Source organism: Gordonia sp. UBA5067, from assembly GCF_002414845.1.
Classification (GTDB): Bacteria; Actinomycetota; Actinomycetes; order Mycobacteriales; family Mycobacteriaceae; genus Gordonia; species Gordonia defluvii.
This window is the reverse complement of sequence record NZ_DIAX01000065.1, coordinates 45203-45614: the sequence shown is the minus strand read 5'-3', so window position 1 is coordinate 45614 and position 412 is coordinate 45203. Positions and strand designations below refer to the sequence as shown.

The window sequence follows — 412 nt, the reverse complement described above, 5'->3', positions numbered from 1 at the left end:
ACATGGTCAACGTCGCCCGCGAGGTGATGATGTCCATCGGCTGTGTCCAGGCACAGAAGTGCCATACCGGCAAATGTCCGACCGGCATTGCCACCCAGGACAAGTGGCTGGCACACGGCCTCGAACCACTCACCAAGGCCGACCGTGCGGCGAACTACATCCGAACCCTCCGCCGCGATCTGCTGAAGGTGTCCGAGGCCTGCGGCGTCGCCCATCCCGGGCTGATCACCACCGACGATCTCGACATCCTGAACGGCCACGAATCCGCCACCACGCTCCGCAAGGTCTACGGGTACGAGGCCAAGTGGGGCGTCCCCAACGAGTTCGACGCGGCCGAGATCTCCACCATCATGAACGGGCCGCGTTGACCGCCCGATAGGCGCCAGGCGCCACAACACAGGAGGGCCCGCCG

General features: G+C 65.5%; 1 protein-coding gene. It reads left to right on the top strand.

Annotated features, from left to right (window positions below; genetic code table 11):
• Positions 1–368 (top strand): glutamate synthase-related protein (locus tag B4M62_RS11165; RefSeq protein ID WP_290707683.1); only part of this gene is annotated, 368 nt, incomplete at its 5' end.
• Positions 369–412 lie beyond the last annotated feature (44 nt).